We start from the raw sequence: 21748 nt of genomic DNA, 5'->3' as shown, positions 1-21748 counted from the left end.
CGCAGATTTGCTCGTGCGACCACCATATGCCTAAGCTGCAAGAGGAACAGCACGGTTTGCTTCATTCTGTCTTGCTCCCATTCTGCTTTGTTGCGTGGTGGCGGCTTGCCCTTACCCGAACTTGGGTGAATAATGGGAATATGCCAGTATTACATGATGAAGTCCCTGACGGCGCGTTCGAGGGCGAAAACCGCGGTGAGTTCGAGGGCATTACGCCTGAGGACTTTATCAGCGGTTCAGGCAATCCTCCCGGGTGGCTTTCTGCAGATTGCATCGATCAGGTGCGCCGGCAGATGCCGGTGGCCTACGTCGAAGTGGTGCCAGTGCGTCAGGATGCGTTGGGCAGAGTAACTGAAGTGGGTACTTTGGTGCGCGTGCAGGACACCGGTTCTGTGGAACGCACCCTCATCACCGGCCGCGTGCTGTTCCACGAGACCATTCGTGAAGCCATTGCTCGCAATGTGGCCAAAGACCTGGGCAATTTGGCATTGCCGCTGCTGCCGGCAACCTTGCAGCCCTTCAATGTGGCCGAGTTCTTCCCGACCCCGGGAATCTCCGAATATTACGATCCACGTCAGCATGCCATAGCGCTGTGCTACATGGTGTGTATCTCAGGCGACTGCAAGCCGCGCAATGAGGGGCTTGATGTGCAATGGTGCAGCGTGGCCGAGGGACAGGTGAAGACGTTGATCGACCAGATGGCGGCCGGTCACGGTGCGATACTGCGGCAGGCGTTGAGTTGGGCGGGTGTGCTCTGACCGCATTGGCTTAGCGTGGGCTTCGTGTAAGACGTGTAAGTGATATACAGAGATATAACAGGATGATGGAGGGATGCAAATGAATATGCGCAACGCAGGACGCAGCCGTGCCGGTGCCGACGTAATCACAGAGGTTGATGGTGGGGATGAAATCTTGGGAAGACCTGCTGAAATGACCTTGCACAACACCATCTACCGAGGTGGCAGCGGTGTGCCGATGGTGCTGATCCATGCCTTCCCGGTGGACCACCACATGTGGGATGAGTGTGCTGCGAACATCATTGACTTGGCTGATGAGTGCGGGGTTGCCTCTTTCCCGCTCTGGGCGCCTGACATGCCGGGAGCCGGGGCAAGTCCTGTTCCTTCTTCCGCCCAGACAGGCCGCGTAGAAACGTCGGGAGCATACCCCGAGGCGTTGGACGCGATGAGCGATGCCTACGTGGGGCTATTGCGCAAAGCCGGGTATCGCCAAGCGGTGTGGGTGGGGCTTTCCATGGGAGGTTATGTGGCGTTGGACGTGCAGCGCAGACACCCCGAAGCGGTAGCCGGTCTGGTGCTGTGCGACACGACGGCAAGTGCCGACGCGGACGGAGGAACGAAGCGGCTCGGCGTGGCATCCGCAGCGCTGAACAGTCACAGCGTGGAACCGGTGATGCATTTTGCACGCCCGCAGGAGGGTGATTCGAGTGTGAAGCGCGGCGAGCGGTTCCAGGAGCAGATGTCTGGTTGGATTGACCGCCAATCTCCCGCAGGCGTGGCATGGCGGCAGTGCATGGCGGCCGGCCGTCCCGATTTGAACGATGTACTTCCCTCTGTCACCGCCCCCTCGGCTGTGGTGAGCGGGCAGAATGACCCGTCCAGCCCACCCAGTGCCATGAAGCCGCTCGCTGAACGTATGGGGCAGGATGGCGCTGTGTTCACGCAAATCGAAGATTGCGGGCATTTCAGCGCCGTCGAACATCCCGATATCGTGGCACGCGCTTTGATTGAGGTGATGAAACGCGTACAGCAGGCGAGCTGACCGTGCTGTCTTGGCGCTGAGCATACTATCGAACTTTGTTGTATGGACGATGCCTTTATACTGAAACGGTACGTTGATATTGGACGATAGTGGTGGAGCGGTTGCGGCCATACAGCATGCAGCGGTGACGGTATGACGAAGGGACGTGACGTGGGCTACGCTGACGACGGTTATGGTGAGTTTGAGCCGGTGCAGCAGCTGAGCGATGCCGATATTGCGGCGCTTGGGGAGAAACCATCCGATCAGGGGCACCGCTCGGGTGTGAAGTGGCGTCTTGTCGCTGTGGTGCTGGGCGTCCTGGTGATGGCAGCGTTGGTGGTGTCGTTTTTTGCGATGCGCGCGCACTATAGCGGCAAGACGGCGCCAGGAGTGAGCATTGGCTCCACATCACTGGCCGGGCAGAGCGGTGACCAGGTGGAAGACACCGTCAAACACCAGGTTGCTAGTTCTTATGTCAAGGTTTCCGACGGCTCAACCAGTATCAAGGCCTCGCTCAAGGACTTGGGTGTGAGTGTCGATGTCAAGCAGACCTCACGCAGGGCGCTCGATGCCAAAACCGGCAACATATTTGTGCGGCTCAATCCGCTGTCCAAGTGCAAGGTGGAGCCGAAAGTCAACGTGGATACATACACGCTCAGCAGCTATGTGAACGGCGCATTCGTGCCTGACTCCGAGCAGGCGCACCCCTCATCCATCAGCTTTGACGGTAGCAAAGGCATGTTCCTCGTTCATGAGGGTAACGCCGGGCGTTCGGTGGACACCAAACCGGTAGAACGCTCCGTGCAGAACGTGTTGAGCGACCTGGGCAGTCACAGCGAGGCGCGCGTTTCCTATCACACCGACAATATGCCCATTTCAGTGGAGGCGGCCACACAGGCGGCCACGCAGGCCAATGTCAGGCTGGGCAACCAGTTCGTGGTCGACAACGGCAACGGCACCGCGTTCAAGATTCCCGGACCTCAGGTGGCCGCATGGATCAAACCGGAAGCCGATTTTGACAAGAACGTCATCAACCTGACCTACGACAAGGCCGCCATCGGCGACTATATGAACACCACGCTGCCCAAGCGTCTCAATCGGAGCATGGTGAGCCAGGTGGACGTGGTGGAAGACGACACGAACACGATGCTGGGCACTACCACGCAAGGCGTGGACGGGGTGACGATCAAGGACGTCGACTCCGTGTCGAAGCAGATGGTTTCCGCATTGACCAACGCACAGCCCATGAACGTGACGGTTCCCGCCGACGTCACCAAGTTCGACGTGCAGCAGCGCAAGACGCACTACCGCATCGTGGTGGATCGTGCCGCGCAGATGGTCAACGTGTATCACGGTTCAGACACGGTGCGTTCCTTCCCCGTGTGCACCGGCAAGAACGGCGACAAGGAAACCACGAATGGCGACTATTTCATCTATCTGACCTACAAGGTGCAGGACATGAGGGGGCGTGACTACTTCTCGCCGGGCGTGAAATGGGTGAGTTATTTCAACGGCGGGCAAGGGTTCCATACCGCCGATTGGAATCATGTGGGCATTGACTCCGGCAACCCTGCGGGCTATGGCTCCCACGGATGCGTCAACATGAATGAGGCCGATGCCAAGTGGATTTACGACAATTGCCCGAAGGGCACGTTCGTGCAGGTGGTGGGTGATCAGCCGGCCGGTGCGGTGCGCTGACAACGAGACGGTCGCGGCTGTTGCAGATGCATAAGGCTCGAACGAACTCTGGCAGTGGGCATCGGGCTGAGGTACTCGCGTCGGACCTGGGGAGCGCTCGTGTACCTGACCTTCGGTTAGACTGAAGGCACCCGTGAAACAAGCCGATATGTGGAGGACAGGCATGGCACAGGAGAACATGAACGAGAACAGCGAAAGCAAGGGCGAAGAGACCGCGGACGGTGTGCAGGCTGCGGCTACCAGCATTGACATCCCCGATCAGCTGGGATATTCGGACGACCACGTGTGGGTGGAAGATCTTGACGGCCTGTTCGCTTTGGGCATTACCGAATACGGTGCCGAGCAGATGGGCGATCTCGTGTTCCTCGACTTGCCGCAAGTGGGAGACCGTGTCGAGGCCGGTGATGAATTGGTCGAGATGGAGAGCGCCAAGGCGGTACAGCCGATGATCGCCCCGATGGCGGGCACGGTACGCTATGTCAACGCAGCAGTGGCGGACGATCCTGAACTGGTGAACCACGACCCCTATGGTGAAGGCTGGATAGTGAAGCTTGAGCCAGACGACGACCAACCCGAGCTGCTGGACGGAGACCAGTACGCCCGCCTGATCAATAAACTGGGCTAAGTCAGGCTCGGCAGGAGGGCATGTGAGCGAGCGCAACACGAACGATACGAACCCCACACGTCAGGAACACAGAGGACGGCGCCGCACCATCCGCGTGCATCGTACCTCCACGAGTTTCGATTCGGTGCCGCGTACTGTCAACGGTCGCTTGGTTCCTGTCTCGGTGCAGTTGGAGCGAAAGGCCATAACCGGCATCTTCAACTGGTGGGTGAGGTTTTCGGGGCGTCTGACGCGCTCACTCGGCTGGTATCCGCGTGTTGAACCCTATGTGGGGTATGGCACCAGCTACTATGCACGGCTGATATGCCGTACCGTCATGGCACCAAGAAACGGCGTGGCAGGAGCCATGATGCGCGGCATACGCGGCATGCTGGCAGTGCCGGCTCCCGAAGTACGCGTCAATATAGCCATCGATGACATGCCCGTCACCACCGTGCAGGTAGGTGTCCCCGAAATCTACGACCCAGTGGAGCCTTCTCGCCGCCAAGGGCCGGATGTTGCCGTATCGGACTCCTCCGGCTACCTTGATTTGGTGGCCGAGCTGGGCATGGAGCCTGGCGTGCATCGTGTTTCGTACACGCTTGATAAGCGCCCTGCCGCGCTTTCCGATTTGTTCGTCGTCGCGCCGGGCACCAAAGTCGGTGTTATCTCTGACGTGGACGACACCATTATGATCACGCAGGCTCCCAGCCTCCTCAAAGCGGCCTATAACTTGTTGCTGCTCAATCCCCGCAAACGTGTGTCGGTGCCCGGTATGAGCGCGCTGTTCGCCAAAATCGCCGACATCTTTCCCGACGCCCCCTTCTTCTATTTGTCGACTTCGCCATGGAATGTGGAAGGTTCCATCCGTCATTTCATCACCGACCACGGTTTTCCGGCCGGCCCGCTTCTGCTGCGCGACCTCGACCCTCGCCCCAAGACCTTCGTGCCTTCCGGAGTGGAGCACAAACTCGAATTCTTCGATCAGCTTATGGCCGATTTCCCTGACATGAAGTTCATCCTGGTGGGAGATGACGGGCAGCGTGACCCTTCCACATACGCCACCGTGGCCAAACGATATCCGGGGCGCATACTGGCCGTTGCCATACGCCAGTTGACTCCCAAGGAAGCCTCGCCGCTCGGTGGGGTGGCGGGGCTTGCTCCCACCGAACCAATGCCGGTGACTGATGTGCCGGTGTTCACCGGCGCAACCGGTGCGAACCTCATGAAAACCATGCTCCCGTATTTGCGCCAAGTCGCGCTATAATCGGGCAGCATGACAGAGTGCGAGAACAGTTCAACGACACCCAGCCTTGCTCCTCCCCAAGCCAAGCGGATAGAGCGCCTGCGGGAGGTACATGGTCAGACGTTCAACGACCCATACGAGTGGATGCGGGACAAAGACAGCGTTGACGTGAGGCACTATATCGCCGCGCAGAACGAATACTACCAAGAACGCACAGCCGGTTTGGCAACGCTTAAGCACACTCTGTTCGACGAGCTGAAATCGAGAGTGCAAGAGACCGACATGTCGGTGCCCACACGCATCGATGACTACTGGTATTTCTCCCGCACGCGGCAAGGTCTGCAATACGGCGTGCAATGCCGCATCCCCATTTCGGGACCCGACGATTGGGATCCGCCGAAGGTCGATCCGCACGATGAACCAGGGGCGATGGACGGCGAAGAAGTCGTGTTCGACACCAACGCGGAAGCGGCTGGCCACGATTTCTACCGACTCGGTGGGCTCGACCTGAGCCGGGACGGACGATGGATGCTCTACGGCGTCGACACGACCGGCAATGAACGCTATGACTATCGCATACGAGATCTCGCCACCGGCCGGGATCTGCCCGAAGTGCTGGAAGGAGTGGGCGGAGCCTGCCTGACTCCGGACGGTGCATGGGTGTTCTCCATGGTGCTTGACGAAGCCTGGAGGCCCTACGCCGTTGCTCGCCACCGGGTAGGGGACAATGTGGAGAATGACGTGGAGGTGTTCCGAGAAACCGACGAACGGTTCTGGGTGGGCGTCGGCTTGAGCTTCGACGAGAACAACGTCATCATCTCCACCAGTTCGAAGACCACCAGCGAGGTGCTGCTCCTGCCTGTGAACGAGCCGGAAGGTGAATTCAACGTGTTCATCGCGCGCCAGGAAGGTGTGGAGTACGACGTAAGTTTTGCCCAGTTCGAAGGTGCCGGCGACGGCGGGACCGATATACCGCTGGCCTTGGTGTACCACAACGCACACAACCCGAACTTCGAAGTCGATGTGGTGGATATGCGCCGCCACCAGCCGCCCTTCACTCTCGGCGAGGGAACAGTGATAGCCCAAGGTTCGCCCTACGGCTGTGAGTGCGGAGACGACCTGGAAGCCGGGGCAAGCGCCAAGCGAGCAGGGGAGCCGTACTGCAACCCCGCCAATCCGGAGACGTTGCAAGGCGCTCGAGGTCTGGGAATCGAAGGCATCGCCATGCACCGGCATTTCGTGATGCTGGCCTACCAGGCCGATGGGCTGCCGCATGTGGCGGTGATGACCAAAGACCAGGCTGCAGAGGACTTTGCTGCCGGTCGTCCTTGGCGGTTCCGTGAGCTGTTGTGCGGCAGTGACGACGAAGAGCAGCGCCTTTATGCAGTAGGTGCCGGTGGCAACCCGTCCTACAATGCACCGCGTCTTCGCTACTCCTTTGCCAGCTACACCACTCCTGGGGAACTGCATGAGATCGATGTTGCATCTGGCCGCGATGTGCTGCTCAAGCAGGCGCAGGTACTTGGCGATTTTGATGCGAGCCGTTACCGTGAGCGCCGTCTGTGGGTCAAGGCTCGCGACGGCGAACAGGTGCCGGTGTCTCTGGTATGGCGACCGGACTGCTTTGCTGGCGGCGACCCGACTGCGGCGCCGATGTTCATCACCGGGTACGGCGCCTACGAGCTCAATTCGGATCCCGGGTTTGCCGTAGGGCGGTTAAGCATGCTCGATCGCGGTGTGCTCTATGCCGTGGTGCACACCCGTGGTGGTGGAGAAATGGGTCGTGCGTGGTACGAGCAGGGGCGGCGACTGAACAAGAAGCATACGTTCGAGGATTTTGTGGATGCTACGCGCGCATTGCAAAGCCAAGGGCTTGCCGACCCTGCGCGCACGGTGGCCAACGGAGGATCGGCCGGAGGCCTGCTGATGGGTGCCATCGCCAACATGGCTCCGGAATGCTATGCGGGAGTGGAAGCGGATGTGCCCTTTGTGGACGCGCTCACCTCGATTCTTGACCCCTCGTTGCCACTTACCGTTACCGAATGGGACGAATGGGGAGACCCGCTGCATGATCGCGACGTGTATGACTATATGCGTTCGTATTCCCCGTATGAGAATGCGCCGTTCGGGCCGTGGGGCGTTGATGGGGACGATAGCGCTGACGGGTCGGGTGTGGGCGCTGATGGTGCAGGTGAGTTGCGTAGCGTTTCGCAGGACTCTCCGACCGGTTCGCATGCTCCGGTCTTCCCCAAGATTTTCGCCACTACTTCGATCAACGACACGCGCGTGTTGTATGTCGAGCCGCTCAAATGGGTGGCACGCCTGCAATCCCAAGGTGTGGATGCACTCATCAAAGTGCAGGTGGAAGCAGGGCATGGCGGAGTCTCCGGCCGCTACGAGCAGTGGCGTGAGGTGAGCGAAGAGAACGCGTGGTGCCTCGACGTGATGGGTATTGACCAATAGCTTGCGAGTTAACGAGCAAGTCAACTGGCACGTGTCCGGAACACTGTAATAAAGCCTGAGTAGCGAGGATGGCATTGGATTTGCGCTTCCCTGTCTCACGGTGATGTCCACCATGCGGACTTGACGGTGAGACGCGGAGCCGGGCCTGGGTAGTCTCGTGCCATGAGCAAAGCGACGTATAACATTGCAGTAATTCCTGGCGACGGCATCGGCAAGGAGATCACACCGGTGGCCCAACAGGTCATGGAACGGGCCGTGGATGGCGCGGCCGACTTCCATTACGATCAATTCGACTTGGGCGCTGACCGCTACTTGCGTGACGGCGCCATTCTTCCCGATGAGGATTTGGAACGGCTCAAGCAAGCTGATGCCATTCTGCTGGGCGCCATCGGCGACCCGCGCGTCAAGGCCGGCGTGCTGGAGCGAGGTCTGCTGCTCAAGATGCGTTTCGCTCTCGACCAGTACGTCAACCTTCGTCCCACCAAACTCTACCCTGGGGTCGTTTCTCCTCTGGCACATCCCGGCAAGATTGACTTTGTGGTGGTTCGCGAGGGGACGGAAGGGCTGTACTGCGGTGCGGGTGGTGCCGTGCGGCGCGACACTGCACAGGAGGTTGCCACGGAGGTGTCGATCAACACGGCATATGGTGTGGAACGCGTAGTGAGATACGCTTTTGAGCTGGCCATGAAGCGCCGCCGTCACGTCACGCTCGTGCACAAGAAGAATGTGCTCGTCAACGCCGGGGACATGTGGCAGCGCATCGTGGACAAGGTCAGCAAGGAATACCCCGAAGTCACGCACGACTACCAGCATGTGGATGCGGCCACCATCTTCTTAGTGAGTAACCCTTCGCGCTTCGACGTGATTCTTACCGACAACCTCTTCGGTGACATTCTCACCGATGAGGCTGGAGCTGTGGTGGGTGGCGTTGGTTATTCCGCCTCCGGCTGCATCAATGCCAGTGGTGAATTCCCCTCCATGTTCGAGCCCATTCACGGTTCTGCGCCCGATATCGCCGGCAAAGGCATCGCCAATCCCACGGCGGCAGTGCTCTCCACGGCAATGCTGCTGCGCCAGTTGGGATTGGACGAGCCGGCAGGTCGTATCGAGCAGGCCGTTGAGGCCGATATCGAACAACACGCTGGTGCAAGCCGCAGTACGCAAGAGGTGGGGCGCGACATCATGGCGCGACTATAGCCACATTGCGTTTCAGGGCTGAACTTGTACTACAGTCTTACATTATGACTACACCAGATGAATCGCAGGTCGGCCAAGAGGAGCAGAGGCACAGTCAGCAAGACTCGTCGGATTCCTCGCGGCAAGGGCAGGGAGGCGGCACCAATGGCGGCGCTGTCTCAGCCTTTGGCGACGGCCAGAATGGCAATGAAGGATGGCAGACCGGAACTGCACAGTCGCAGCCGTATGCGGGACAGGCTGATGCAAATCAATCTTTTGCCGGCCAGCCGTACCAGAATCAACAGGCGTATGACGGTGCGCCTTATGGTGGCCAACCGTACGGAGGCCAGTATTACGCTGGCGGGCAGCCTTTTGCAGATCAGCAGTATGCCGCCCAGCCGAATGGTGGTCAGCCCTTTGCAAATCAGCCGTACGGAGGTCAGCCATATGGGCCTTCAGCCCCTTATATGGCTCCGCAATATGTTCGCCGTCCTAAAAGCAAAATTGTAGCTGGGCTGTTGGGTATTTTCCTTGGCATATTTGGTGCGCACAACTTCTATTTGGGGCACAACGAGCGTGCGTTGGCGCAACTGCTGCTCACCCTGTTGGGTTGGATGGTGCTGTTCATCGGTCCGGTGGTCTCGTTTATTTGGGGTCTGGTGGAAGGTGTGCTGATTCTCAGCTCGCAGTACGGCTCACCTTGGCATAGAGACGCATATGGATTGGAGCTCAACGATTAGCGGCGTATTGGATCCCAGCGCAGACGGTGCCGTGGCGTATCGCGGAGAATACAAGACCGTAGGCGGTAAACTGGTGGCGGTCACCGTTGATATGGACGCTGAAAGCAACGTGCGTGGGGTCTCGCTGGACGGCGACTTTTTCATTGACGGGGGAGACAGCGCTGCACAGGAACTCTTGCATGACATGGCAGAAGCTCTGGTGCAGGGCAGGAACCTGGACGATGTGATTGCCGCCCATCCGCAAGCACGGCTGATTGGCACCGACGCACAAGCGGTGCGTACGGCGTTCCGGCGAGCAGTGGATAAGGCTCGCGATAGCGGCGGTGATGCGGGTGATGCCGGTGGCAGCGGTGTTGGGCATATGAATAGTGCGCCTGGAGCTGCCGATACCGATATGCCTGTGCATGTACGTTCCGATGTGCAAGGAGATGCACGTTCTCTTCATGATGCTGCCGTGGCTGATGTGTCGGCAACTGCCGGCGCCTCTGCTGCTGCGTCCTCAGCCGGAGATGGGGATGCAACACAATATCGCGATCGATGGCATGCGTTGGCGCCCCGCATATTGCTTGACAAACCACGCGGGCCACAGGAGCAGGTGGACCTCGATGTGGAACTGGCGCAACGGGTGGCAGCAGGGCAGATGCCTGCCACTGTGCGATTCTGGCAACTGTCCAGCCCTGCCGTGATTGTAGGGCGATATCAGTCCGTGGCCGACGAGGTACATGAGCGTGAGGCTGAGCAAGCCGGTTTCCAAGTGGTGCGCCGCTCCACCGGAGGAGGGGTGATGGTGGCCAATCCGCCCGATATTATCGTCTACTCGCTCTATGCCCCGCTTTCCTTCGTGTCCGGTCTTGACGTGGCGCATTCTTACCGACTGTGCGACCAGTGGGCTCTCGACGCTTTGCGCAGTTTGGGATTGAGCGTAGGCTTCGGGGGCATGAACGACATTGTCTCGCCGCGCGGCAAGGTCGGCGGCGCTGCGCAACGCCGATTTGCTTCACATGGTGAACAACCTGGAGCCGTGCTTCATCACACCATGCTTTCGTGGGGTGCCGATACCGAGCTGATGGGTGCTTTGCTCAATGTTTCCGCGGAAAAAATGAGCGACAAAGCAGTGAGGTCAGCGCACAGCAGAGTGGATCCATTGCGTTCGCAAACCGCTCTCAGTCGTGATGAAATACGCGCTCAGCTTGTTTCTTATGCTGGTAGCGCGATATAATGTCCTAGAAATCAAGGCTGATTTAAGATACAGAAGTTGCAAACAGCAATACGTACTTGAGATTAGTGTGATTATTTTTTGGAGGTGTGTAGTGGTTGCGGTCAAGCCGAGTGGAATCGCTGAAGGTGGAAGCGAGCTATTGCAAACGGCTCTGTTTAAGCATGTTCCGCCGGAAGAGGCTGAGGAACTCCTGCCGTACATGAACTATGCGGAATTCCAAAAGGGGGAGTACATCTTCCGTGAGGGTGCCACCGACGTGCGTATGTACCTGCTGCAGAAGGGGAGGGTCAAGCTCACCCGTGCCGGCACCGACCGGCGTGTGCAGTTGCTGAGCATTCATTCCCGCGGTGAGATTTTGGGTGAGATTCCCGTGTTCGATCCCGACGGAGGGCCGCGCACTGCTTCGGCTGTGGCCATGTCAAACGGCACACAGGTGGGCTGGCTGGAACGCGAGACCCTGTTCAACTGGCTGCATAAGTACCCGTTTGTGGCTGTCAACATGCTGCAGGTGATGGCCAAACGCATGCGTGCCAACAACGAGCGTATCTCCGACCTGGTGTTCATGGATGTGCCGGCCCGCTTGGCCAAGACTCTTCTGGACCTGGCCACCCGTTTCGGTGAGCCGGTCGAGGCCGGAGTCAAGGTTCCTCACGACCTGACGCAGGAGGAGCTGGCGCAGTTGGTTGGCTCGTCTCGCGAGACGGTGAACAAGGCTCTTATGGACTTCTCCGATCGCGGTTGGATTACTCGCGAGGGACGTTCCATCATCATCTACCAGCCGGGTATGCTGATTCGCCGTTCGCGTCGCTAAGTTGTTGAACCACTGAGTTGTCGTTCGTGTTGCCTGCTTCGTTGAGTTGCTGAGCTGCCGTTCCCTCAGTTGGTTGCTAAGCTGTCGTTCGTACTCAATTTGAATCCCCGCAGTCGCTTTTCAATAGCGGCTGTGGGGTTTTATATGTCGTATCGAAGATGTCGCAGTGCGCGGGTGAATTTCGACCGATGAGTGGTACCGCATTGACCGTGTTGTACGAATTCTTGGTATGGCTGGCGGCATATGGGTACGTTTCGTTTGTTTGTGGGTGGATTCTTCCGCGATGTCGGGGCAACGCATGCGCCTGCCGTTAGGATTGCATCGCGGTTGCACCATGATTCCATTACGTTCGTACCGCTATCGCACCCGAAATCAGGGCTGATAAAGTACTTATCTGTGAGCTTATTTTTGGCGTGTTTTCAGTGTTTTCTAAGCTTTGTGAAGTGCTGGAAGGTAACGCGCTGCGGGTCGGCGCTCAGTAGAGACGATACCTTAGAATGGGCACATGCCTAAGAAGAATAATTTGACCGTGCGCCGTGTGTTCGCCTTGCTGCTAGCTTATGTCATGCTATGCATTGGCGGAGGCGTGGTCGGAGGTGTCTTCTTTGCGCCGGCGGTGTTCGGGGTCAATAATATGGCTCGTGCCATGTCGCCTTCGCTCAAGGTTGAAGGCATTGATTTTGATGTGGCGAGTTTGCCGCAGCGCTCCCGGATGTACGCTTCGGACGGGCAGACGGTGATCGCATCGTTCTATGCGCAAAACCGCACCGTGGTGCCGTTGCGCAAGATCTCCAAGCCCATGCAGCAGGCCGCGGTGGCCCGCGAGGACAGGCGGTTCTTCAAGCATTCCGGCGTGGATGTGCAGGGTGTGCTGCGCGCCTTCGTGCAAACGTTCATCAAGAAGGGTGACACGCAGGGCGGATCGTCGCTCACGCAGCAGTATGTCAAGAACATGCTCATGACCAAGGCTCATGAGGACGGCGACCCTATCGCCGAATACCATGCCAGCGAGGACACCATCGCACGTAAGATACGCGAGATGCTCATTGCCATGCAATTGGAGAAGCAGTATTCCAAAGCCGAGATTTTGCAAGGCTATCTCAATATCGCCCAGTTCGGCAGCAATAACCTCTATGGTGTGGAGGCTGCGGCCAAACGGTACTTTAACGTATCGGCCGCTGACTTGAATATCGGGCAGGCGGCCACTATCGCGGCCATCACCAAGAATCCGGCAAAGTACGATCCCAGTGTGCCCGAAAACCTGGAGGAATCGCAAAAACAGCGCGACATCGTGCTTGATCTGATGCTCAGGGAAAACTACATCACGCAGCAACAACATGACGATGCGGTCAAGGTGCCGCTCAAGGACATGCTCAATCTGCAGGATAGCTCGCTGATGGTGGGATGCCAGGCGGCCGGCGATGCCGCGTTCTTCTGCGACTACGTTACCAAGCAGATTCTCAACTCCGAAGAGTTCGGCAAAACCGAGCTGGACCGTAAAAAACTGCTGAACGAGGGTGGTCTCGACATTTACACCACCATGGACGTGCACGCCAATTCTTCGGCCATGCAAGCGGCTCGCGATACCATACCGCCCAATGATCCCAGCGGTTTTGAGGTTTCCATAGCTGCCATCAAACCCGGTACCGGCGAGGTGCTCGGCTTCGGATCGAATCGTACGTACGACGCTACGGATGCCGCCAAGACCGATCCGACGCGTACTGCAGTCAACTATGCGGTCGATCAGAAAGACGGCGGAGGTCTCGGTTGGCAGATCGGTTCCACGTGGAAGCCCATCAACTTGGCGGCGTGGATGCTCAATGGCAAGTCGATCAACGAACCGTTGAAAACCTCTACGTTCTATGCCAAGAATTCGTTTGACTGTGACCGCTATACCGGCAGGGTGCCTTGGTCGGTGCATAACTCCGAGGGCGGCACGGTTAACCCAGAGACCCCTCTGCAAGGCTTGGTGCGCTCCCACAACACCACTCAGGCCGCAATGACCGCACAGATAGGTTTGTGCTCGGTGGCAGACACTGCCAAAGTGATGGGGTACCACAACTCGCCGTTGGGGCATGAGGATGTGTATTCCGCAAATTCCCTGAACGCTCCTATGACCATCGGTTCCGTGCAGGCGTCCCCGCTGACCATGGCCAATGTGTATGCCACCATTGCGGCAAAAGGTGTGGAGTGCACACCGATCGCCATGAAGAAAGTGGTGAACAAGGAGAACAAGAGCATTAAGGTGCCGAGCGCCAACTGCCACCAAGCCATTCCGGAAGGAGTGGCGCAGACCACCGCCTATGCGCTGAACCAAGGCGTGGTGCAACCGGGCGGCGAGGCTTCGACCACGCAGCTGGACGGTGGGCGCAAAACGTTCGCCAAAACCGGAACGAATGAGAATACGTACATGCTTACCGGAGGGTTTGTGCCGCAGGTGGCGTCGTTCGTGGCCGTGGGCAATGCCGAAAAGCAGGAGACGTTCACGAACAAGACCATCAACGGCAAGCATTACGGCACATGGTTCGGTATGCTCATTGCCACGCCGGCTTGGAAAGAGTTCATGAACAACTACTTGGCCCAGGCCAATATTCCGATTGACAATGATTACGGCACGCCCGATCCGCAATATACCGGTGGTCAGACGGCTGGGGGATCGCAGTCGGGCATTCCCCAAACAGGGCGTACGCAGCAGGAGTCCATGCAAAATCGTGGTGCGTTGCAACGCAATACCCAATCGCCGCAGACGGATCAGGCGCCGCCTGCAAACCAAGGGGATACGGCTCCGGCACCGCAGGCGCAACCGCAACAACCGCAGCAATAAGATAAGGTGTGTTTGCCCGTCTGGCAAGCGTTTGGCGAGTTGCCGTACGCTGCCAGGCGGGCTTTGTTGTATGTGATATTACGTATGAAGAGATAGAAAACGCTCAGTCAAGTTGCGTTTTTGCATCTATTTGTGCGATAATGTTCGAATGATATCCTCACAGCGACAACATGTGATTCTCAGCCGACTGCGCACCCGCGGCGCCGTACGCATCACCGCGCTTTCCAAAGAGCTTGGTGTCTCTGCCATGACGGTTCGCCGAGACATCGCGGAACTGGCAGACAAAGGCTTGCTCAAGCGTGTGCACGGTGGGGCGGTAACCACCAGCGCTCTGCTCAGTGAGCCGCTGTTCTCGGTCAAGTCGCAGATGGACATCGGTCTGAAAGACGCCATCGCCAAAGAGGCGGTAAAGTATGTTTCTCCGGGGGATGTTATCGCCATCGCGGGCGGCACCACGGCCTACGTTTTCGCTCAGCATCTGCTGGAATCCCAGCAGGCGAGCGGCATCACTGTGCTCACCAATTCCATCCCCGTGGCTGAACTGGTGCAGGCGCTCGAGTCGAAGGATGTGGAAGTCATCGTGACCGGCGGTGTGACCACACGTTCAAACTCGCTGGTGGGTCCCATCGCAGACAAGGTGATTCAATCCTTGCGAGTCAACACCGTGTTCCTGGGGACTCACTCGGTTTCGATCCCGCGTGGCTTCCTTATGCCCAACTCATTGGAGGCGGCTACCGATATGGCCATGATGGACATTGCCGACAAGACCATCATTCTTACCGATCACACCAAGTGGAGTTGCACATCACTGTCGCTTTTTGCGCGGTTCGACCAAGTGGACACGCTCATCACCGACGACGGACTCGACGCCGATTCGGCGGCGCAAACACGTGATTTGGTGCGAGGCGAGCTGGTGCTCACGCATCAAGCGGGATAGGGATCGCGTTCGCTCGTTCGGTTCGGATGCGGGAAACCGTTTGCCTGATACGCATAGAGGTTGACGCGAAACCTGCACATCGAGGCGAAAATCTGAACCGAACCGGCCAAAACATCACACAATCGAACATTTCACCGACTCCCAGCATCGCCGCTCATACTTCCATCCGTCCATTCATCAATGTGCTGCTTGTACAGGCGGCGCAGGAATACCGAAGACACTAACACAAGAAACTTGCAGTACAAGGGGACTGGCACATCATGACTACATTTGCACATTACCGTCCAGGAGACTATGCAACAGAGCATATCCGCATCACCGGCACCACGCTTGCCGACGGTCGAGACTTCTTCTACATGGATGATAACCCCGAGTACGTCAGCGGTGCCAAGACCCGAGAGCTGCATGATCCGCGCCCGTTGGCCGACCGGTTTGCACCGCAGCTGGGGCCTGACGGCGAACTTGTGCCCTATGCTGCCCCGCAGATGAGGCGGGATCCTCTGACCGGTGACTGGATACCCATGGCCACCGCCCGTATGAACCGTCCGATTACCGTTGGTGAAGGGTCGGGGGCGGACGGTGCTGACGGCACCTCCGGAAACGCACGTCCGGCAAAAGCCGCACCGAAAGGCAATCCGCTTGCCGCCCGCAAACCGGGCGACCCCTACCAGGACGGGGAGGTGCCCGACAGCGACTACGACGTGGTGGTGTTCGAAAACAGGTTCCCCTCCATGGTGCAAGTGCCTGGAGAGAGCCGTACCGCGGGTTTTGTGAACGGCAATGAGCTGTGGCAGACCAAGCCTGCCGCAGGCCGTTGCGAGGTGATCTGCTTCGATCCTGACGAGAACGGTCTGCCTGCCGACCTGCCGATTTCGCGGCTGCGCACCGTGGTGGAAGCATGGGCTTTCCGTACTGCGGAAATCAGCCATATGGAAGGCATAGAGCAGATATTTCCCTTTGAGAACCATGGCAAAGAAATCGGTGTCTCGCTCGCTCACCCGCACGGCCAGGTGTACTGCTATCCCTACATGCCGCCGAAAATGGAGACCGAGCTGCGCCACACCGAACAATACTTCAACCAGCATGGCTCTAACCTGCTGCGCGACATCATGAACGCCGAAATCGAAGCGCAGGAGCGGATCGTGATGCGCAACTCCAGCTGGGTGGCCTACGTTCCGGCCGCCGGCCGTTGGCCTCTAGAGGTGCATGTGGCCCCAGTGCGTGACGTGCTGACCTTGGACGAGCTGAACGACCAGGAGCGCTGGGACTTGGCACAGATGTACTCCACGCTGCTCAAGCGCGGCAACGCATTCTTTGATACCGGCGACGGCAAAGGCATGGACTTGCCCTACATTGCCGCTTGGCATCAGGCGCCGGTGAAGGATCCGCGTCGCAGTCATTACCGGCTCAACCTCCAATTCTTCTCCTTCCGCAGAGCTGCCAACAAAATCAAGTACTTGGCAGGTTCCGAGTCGGGCATGGCGGCATGGGTTTCGGACACGACTCCCGAACTCATCGCCGGCAGATTCCGCGAACTCGGCCCAGTCGACATCCAAGACGACGGTCGATGAGCGTCAACCTGCACTATGGCCGGCCACGTCTGCCAAAGTGCGATTTGGCAACGATTATGCTTTCCATCTCAACCAACCAAATGAAACAGAAAGAAGATATAGCAATGACCGCTATTCAATTCATCGATGCTATTGGCAACAGCGACGGCGCCGCCCAAGCACGCGCGCTGTTCTCCACCACGTTCGACGGCACCCCCGAAGGAGTATGGGCTGCCCCGGGGCGTGTGAACCTGATTGGCGAACATACCGACTACAACGCCGGCCTGTGCCTGCCCATCGCCCTGCCGCACCGTACCTTCATCGCGCTGAGTCCACGTGACGACACCACTGCCCGCATCGTCTCCGGCATCGCCCCCGACGACGTGGTCACCCGTGATCTGACCGGGCTGAATGCCGGTGACGTCACTGGTTGGGCGGCCTACCCGCTCGGCGTGGCTTGGGCGCTGCGTCAAGCTGGATATGACCGTGTGCGTGGTTTCGACGCGGCTGTCGTCTCCTGTGTGCCGGTCGGTTCCGGCTTGAGCTCGTCGGCGGCAATGACCTGCTCGGTGGCGCTTGCGCTCGACGATGTGTTTGCGCTGGGGCTGGGCGGTAGCGACGAAGGCCGTGTCACTCTTATCGAAGCGGCCATGAAGGCTGAGAACGACATGGCAGGAGCCTCCACCGGCGGGCTTGATCAGAACGCATCCATGCGCTGCACGCCGGGGCATGCGCTGCGTCTGGATTGCCGACCGGAGCTCAGCGCATTGGACAGCGTCTCCCAAGAGAAGTTCGACCTTGACGCTTTGGGATTGGAGCTGTTGGTGGTAGACACCCAAGCGCCGCATCAGCTCAACGATGGGCAGTACGCCAATCGGCGTAGTACCTGCGAGCGTGCCGCCGAACTGCTCGGTGTGAAGAACCTTCGCCAAGTGGCCGACGAGGTTGCTGCTGCCGAAGACAGTGAGGCGGCGTTGGCTCAAGTACTTGCCCGGCTTGAGGATGAGACCATGAAAAAACGTGTGCGCCACGTTATCACCGAGATTGGGCGCGTAGGGCAGTTCATCGACGCGTTCGGCAAAGGTGACATCCAGACCGCCGGTGCGCTGTTCAACGCGTCGCACGATTCTCTGGCCGCGGACTATGAGGTCACGGTTCCTGAGCTTGACACTGCGGTCAGTGTGGCGCGTGCCCACGGCGCGTACGGCGCACGTATGACCGGAGGCGGGTTCGGTGGTTCCATCATCGCTTTGGTGGACAAGGGGCGCAGCCGTGAGGTGGCGCAAAGCATCGCCGACGAGTTTGAGCGGCTTGACTTCCATGAGCCCCGTGCTCTCGCCGCTGTGGCTTGTGATTCGGCACAGAGAATCGACTAGTCAGTCGTGTTCACAGGTTGGAGGCGCGGGAGTATATTCCCGCGCCTTCTCGTATACTTGAGGAAGATTTCCGCGAGCCGCCGGGTCGCCCGCTGCAAGGAGCAGATATGAATAAAGCCATCATCACCGTCGTGGGCAAAGATACCGTGGGCATTATCGCGCGCGTATGCACGTATCTGGCGCAGGCGCACGTCAACGTGCTTGACATCTCACAGACCATCACCGACGGGTTTTTCTCCATGATGATGATTGCCGACACCTCAGGTTCCAGCGAGAAGTTCAGCGATCTGGTGACCGGCCTTGAAGAGCTGGGCGTGCAGATCGGCGTGAGCATTCATTGCCAGCGTGAAGAGATTTTCACATCCATGCATCGCGTGTGAGCTTAAGGGGATCGCGTCATGATTAATATAGCTGAGGTCGATGAGACCAACCAGATGATCGAGCAGGAAAAGCTCGACGTTCGCACCATCACCATGGGCATTTCCCTGCTGGATTGTGCCAGCTCGAGCGTGGAGGAGACGGCGGATAACATATATCTCAAGATCACCGAGCGTGCTCGGGACTTGGTGGAAACCGGAGAGTCCATCAGTCGCGACTACGGTATTCCCATTGTCAACAAACGCATCACCGTCACCCCCATATCCCTGGTAGGTTCCAGTTGCTGCCATACTCCGGAAGATTTTGTGCAGTTGGCCCATGCGCTGGATCGTGCCGCCAAGACCGTAGGCGTGGATCTCATCGGTGGCTATACCGCCTTGGTGAACAAGTCGATGACTCAAGCTGACCGTCTGCTCATCGAATCGTTGCCGCAGGCACTGAGCGAAACCGACATTGTCTGCTCGTCAGTGAACGTCGGCTCCACCAAAACCGGCATCGACATGGATGCGGTGGCCATGCTCGGTCAGGTGGTCAAAGACACCGCCTACCGCACGCGCGACAACGACAGCTACGGTTGCGTCAAGTTCGTGGCCTTCTGCAACGCCCCGGACGACAACCCGTTCATGGCCGGAGGATTCCACGGGGTCAGTGAGGGGGATGCCGTCATCAACGTCGGTGTTTCCGGCCCGGGTGTGGTTTCCCGCGCACTCGACAGTGCGCAAGGCAAGGACTTTGAAACCTTGTGCGAGACCATAAAACGCACGGCGTTCAAGATTACGCGCGCCGGCCAGTTGGTGGCGCAAGAGGCTTCGCGACGTCTGGGTGTGCCGTTCGGCATCATCGATCTGTCTCTGGCGCCCACACCGGCAGTGGGGGATTCGGTAGGAGAAGTGCTGGAAAAGATGGGGTTGGCCCAAGCCGGTGCTCCCGGTACTACGGCGGCGCTCGCACTGCTCAACGATCAGGTGAAGAAGGGCGGGATTATGGCCTCCTCGTACGTGGGAGGACTTTCCGGTGCGTTCATTCCCGTTTCAGAGGATCGCAATATAATCGCGGCCGCTAGTTCGGGCTGCCTGACCATTGAGAAGTTGGAAGCCATGACCTGCGTCTGCTCGGTGGGGCTTGACATGATCGCCATCCCCGGGGATACGCAGGCTTCTACCATTTCCGGCATCATCGCCGATGAGGCGGCCATCGGCATGGTCAATCAGAAGACCACTGCTGTGCGCATCATTCCGGTGTATGGCAAGGGCGTAGGAGAAATGGCCAACTTTGGCGGGTTGATGGGCTATGCGCCCATTATGCCGGTCAACCAGACCTCGTGTGAGGCGTTCGTCTCCCGCACCGGCCGCATCCCCGCCCCCATCCACAGTTTCAAGAACTGAATGCTGTGAGCGCATAGCGTTCGTCAGCTGGGATATATCCGGGAATGTTTCGGATGTCAGTCAGTTGTATGTGGCTGTATAAGGATGGATGCTATGTGTCTGGTTCTTACTGTCGTGGTTGTGCGCAGGTGGTGAAGGTAAAGCTGGACATATGGTAAGCTGAATTTCATGACCGTGATGTGGCAGTGGTTGTGCGGTTGTGTGTTGGGTAATGGTTGATATGTTGTGATGAGCGAAATGAGTCAAGATGAAGCATGTTGAGTCTGAGACAGGTAGCGTGGACGTTGCTGCATGGCTTATCAGCATGGCGAACAATGCCGAGCATGATATTTCCGTGCTGCCGCTGCAAAAGATGGTCACGCTGACGCAAAGCATGTATGGGTTCACGCATGGTGCCCAAATGTATCAAGAGCCGGTTTATGCGTTTCAATATGGACCGGTCACAAAGCCGGTGCTCAACCTGTATGGGGGGAGTAGAGACTCAATATCGGAACCGAAAACTCAAGTACGCCAGCTGCCAGATGCTCAGCTTGATGCAATCGCGCGTGTATGGAGCCTTTGTGCGCCGTTGACATCAGGACAGTTAGTGCAATTGACGCACGAAGTAGGACCATGGAAACAATATCGCGATGAAAATAATAATTTCAGCGTTATACCATGGCAGGAGTTCTCAGATGCCTGGCCACAGTATCAGCAGCGTATTGAGAATTATGTTGAGCAAAACAGTGGACGGCACGATGAGACTTCGGGAACCTACCGTTTGCCTGCAGATATGATAGGTAAATTTGGGGACAGTATTGCGCAAGCGGAACGTTTTGCACAAACGTATCTGAACAAGCAGTAGGGAATTCTGCATGAGGCAGCTGGAATTTCCAAAGACATATGTTGTTACTCCAGACGTTAATGTGTGGCTTACGGTGGCGGAGCAATTGGGTGCCGGATTTGATGTGGAGGATTTTTTCATTGCGGTGCGGCGTTCGGATAAGCGGCAGCGTGACGTATTCGCATTGTTTGCCACACTGCTGACCCCGTATGAGGGTGTCGGCAGTGTGGAGGTATGGAGCGGCGTGCATATCATGGAGACGGTGCTGTTCAAGGCGATGCAAGACCGTGATGCCGCTAATGAGGAAGAGCGTGGGCTCGGCTGGGATGCCGGGCAGGCGCAGAGCATAGTGAATCTTATTGTTATCGTGTGCGCGAAGACCGGCGGCAACCATGCCGTACCTCGTTCGAAAACCTATTGCGAACCCCCACTCGACCATGAGGATGGTGAAGTGATGCAGTGTGCGCGCATGGCGAGGTACGAGTCCGGCCAATGTGCTCGCGTATGTGTGACTTACGATAAAGCCATGGTGTGCCATACGGTCGATGCCGTGTGGGTAACGGTTGTGACACCGCAACAGTGGTGTGAGCAGGTGCAGAGTCGGGAAATACGAGATGCCATGCGCAAGATGATTCCTGTGCGGTAATTGCAGACATGCAAGGAACGAGAGGATAAGTTCTGTTTGGCGCAACAGGGAAGTGAGCGGTTGTCAGGCGTTTTGGCGTACGCGCTGTTGTGCCGCCAAATGGTGTTGTTTGGC

18 protein-coding genes are annotated in these 21748 nt (G+C 58.1%); all 18 read left to right on the top strand.

Going from position 1 to position 21748, the window contains the following annotated elements; genetic code table 11:
* Positions 1-140 precede the first annotated feature (140 nt).
* Entirely contained in the window at positions 141-758 is a 618-nt protein-coding gene (locus AC3B5A_RS03635) for a DUF4916 domain-containing protein (protein ID WP_489760410.1), read from the top strand.
* Positions 759-930: 172 nt separating this feature from the next.
* On the top strand, positions 931-1779 hold the full coding sequence (locus AC3B5A_RS03630) for an alpha/beta fold hydrolase (protein ID WP_489798976.1): 849 nt from the start codon (positions 931-933) through the stop codon (positions 1777-1779).
* A gap of 132 nt (positions 1780-1911) precedes the next feature.
* Positions 1912-3456 carry a L,D-transpeptidase gene (locus tag AC3B5A_RS03625; RefSeq protein ID WP_489760411.1) on the top strand — a complete coding sequence of 515 codons (1545 nt, stop codon included), beginning with the start codon at positions 1912-1914 and terminating at the stop codon, positions 3454-3456.
* Between the two features lie 163 nt (positions 3457-3619).
* Positions 3620-4081, top strand: a complete 462-nt coding sequence (gene gcvH / locus AC3B5A_RS03620) for a glycine cleavage system protein GcvH (RefSeq protein ID WP_489760412.1) — start codon at positions 3620-3622, stop codon at positions 4079-4081.
* A gap of 88 nt (positions 4082-4169) precedes the next feature.
* A complete protein-coding gene (locus AC3B5A_RS03615) occupies positions 4170-5327 on the top strand; it encodes an App1 family protein phosphatidate phosphatase (protein ID WP_489760434.1) in 1158 nt (385 codons plus the stop codon).
* 9 nt (positions 5328-5336) lie between these two features.
* The gene (locus tag AC3B5A_RS03610; protein WP_489798917.1) at positions 5337-7769 is read left to right on the top strand and encodes a S9 family peptidase; all 2433 of its coding nucleotides are present in this window, start codon (positions 5337-5339) and stop codon (positions 7767-7769) included.
* A 162-nt stretch (positions 7770-7931) separates the two neighbouring features.
* A complete protein-coding gene (locus AC3B5A_RS03605; protein ID WP_489798915.1) occupies positions 7932-8966 on the top strand; it encodes a 3-isopropylmalate dehydrogenase in 1035 nt (344 codons plus the stop codon).
* A 44-nt stretch (positions 8967-9010) separates the two neighbouring features.
* Positions 9011-9685 (top strand): TM2 domain-containing protein, encoded by a 675-nt coding sequence (locus AC3B5A_RS03600; protein WP_489798914.1) that lies wholly within the window; start codon positions 9011-9013, stop codon positions 9683-9685.
* Positions 9663-10904 (top strand): lipoate--protein ligase family protein, encoded by a 1242-nt coding sequence (locus tag AC3B5A_RS03595; RefSeq protein ID WP_489798912.1) that lies wholly within the window; start codon positions 9663-9665, stop codon positions 10902-10904. Before AC3B5A_RS03600 ends, AC3B5A_RS03595 begins: the two co-directional genes overlap by 23 nt.
* 91 nt (positions 10905-10995) lie before the next feature.
* Positions 10996-11715 (top strand): Crp/Fnr family transcriptional regulator, encoded by a 720-nt coding sequence (locus AC3B5A_RS03590; RefSeq protein WP_489760417.1) that lies wholly within the window; start codon positions 10996-10998, stop codon positions 11713-11715.
* Between the two features lie 505 nt (positions 11716-12220).
* The gene (locus AC3B5A_RS03585; RefSeq protein ID WP_489798910.1) at positions 12221-14539 is read left to right on the top strand and encodes a transglycosylase domain-containing protein; all 2319 of its coding nucleotides are present in this window, start codon (positions 12221-12223) and stop codon (positions 14537-14539) included.
* 148 nt (positions 14540-14687) lie between these two features.
* Positions 14688-15476 carry a DeoR/GlpR family DNA-binding transcription regulator gene (locus AC3B5A_RS03580; protein WP_489760419.1) on the top strand — a complete coding sequence of 263 codons (789 nt, stop codon included), beginning with the start codon at positions 14688-14690 and terminating at the stop codon, positions 15474-15476.
* Positions 15477-15736: 260 nt separating this feature from the next.
* Entirely contained in the window at positions 15737-17047 is a 1311-nt protein-coding gene (gene galT / locus AC3B5A_RS03575) for a galactose-1-phosphate uridylyltransferase (RefSeq protein WP_489798909.1), read from the top strand.
* Between the two features lie 104 nt (positions 17048-17151).
* A complete protein-coding gene (gene galK, locus AC3B5A_RS03570) occupies positions 17152-18402 on the top strand; it encodes a galactokinase (RefSeq protein ID WP_489760421.1) in 1251 nt (416 codons plus the stop codon).
* A 107-nt stretch (positions 18403-18509) separates the two neighbouring features.
* Entirely contained in the window at positions 18510-18782 is a 273-nt protein-coding gene (locus AC3B5A_RS03565; protein WP_489760422.1) for an ACT domain-containing protein, read from the top strand.
* Positions 18783-18800: 18 nt separating this feature from the next.
* A complete protein-coding gene (locus AC3B5A_RS03560; protein ID WP_489798907.1) occupies positions 18801-20165 on the top strand; it encodes a PFL family protein in 1365 nt (454 codons plus the stop codon).
* A 247-nt stretch (positions 20166-20412) separates the two neighbouring features.
* Entirely contained in the window at positions 20413-21009 is a 597-nt protein-coding gene (locus AC3B5A_RS03555) for a Panacea domain-containing protein (RefSeq protein ID WP_489760424.1), read from the top strand.
* A gap of 10 nt (positions 21010-21019) precedes the next feature.
* The gene (locus tag AC3B5A_RS03550) at positions 21020-21634 is read left to right on the top strand and encodes a hypothetical protein (RefSeq protein ID WP_489798905.1); all 615 of its coding nucleotides are present in this window, start codon (positions 21020-21022) and stop codon (positions 21632-21634) included.
* Positions 21635-21748: the final 114 nt, after the last annotated feature.

This window comes from Bifidobacterium sp. ESL1133 (genome assembly GCF_058107325.1).
The sequence above is the reverse complement of the archived record's forward strand: the minus strand, read 5'-3'. Positions and strand labels throughout refer to the sequence as shown.